Raw genomic sequence first — 794 nt, 5'->3', positions numbered from 1 at the left:
CGGGAAAGGCGTAATTTTCTATGGCGTTCACCGCGTCAGAGCTGACGCTGGGCGGTGGGATGTCCCAGGCTTGGCTGAGCCGGTTGAGAATATGCTGAACCAGTTTGGGGATATCTTCACGTCGGTCGCGCAGCGGCGGTACATGTGCTTCGATAACATTCAGCCGGTAGAAGAGATCCTGACGAAAGCGGCCCTCTTCCATTTCGTCTTCCAGGTTTTTGTGGGTGGCGCAGAGTATGCGCAGGTTGACCTGGAATTCCTTGGCTTCACCGACCGGCCGCACCGATTTTTCCTGGATCGCACGTAGCAACTTCACCTGCATATGTAGTGGCAAGTCGGCCACTTCGTCGAGGAAGAGGGTGCCGCCGTCGGCTTCACGGAACAGGCCCTTTCGGTCTTCCACGGCGCCGGTGAACGCGCCTTTGCGGTGGCCGAAGAATTCACTTTCCATCAGTTCGGACGGAATGGCGCCGCAGTTGACGGCCACAAACGGTTTTTCCCGGCGCGGACCGAGAGTATGAATCAGCCGCGCAATACGTTCTTTACCACTGCCTGACTCGCCGCTGATATAGATGGGCGCCTGGCTGCGGGCCAGCTTTCGAACCTGGGCTTTCAGCGCCACCATGCTGGGTGCGTCACCAATCAGATTGTCTTCTTCTTCATGGTGCTCTTCGACTTCGCTGATGCCCAGACCGTCTTCGATCAGTTGCCGTAACCGGTCCAATGCCACTGGCTTGGCAATGAAATCATAGGCGCCATATTTCATCGCATCGGTGGCGGTTTCCATGCTGCCG

Annotated in this window: 1 protein-coding gene; it reads right to left on the bottom strand. The window is 57.3% G+C overall.

Going from position 1 to position 794, the window contains the following annotated elements; all coding sequences use genetic code 11:
* A partial coding sequence (locus A3754_RS02220; RefSeq protein ID WP_156496698.1) for a sigma-54 dependent transcriptional regulator occupies positions 1–794 on the bottom strand: 794 nt, incomplete at both ends.

This window comes from Alcanivorax sp. HI0083 (assembly GCF_001635175.1).
The sequence above is the reverse complement of the archived record's forward strand: the minus strand, read 5'-3'. Positions and strand labels throughout refer to the sequence as shown.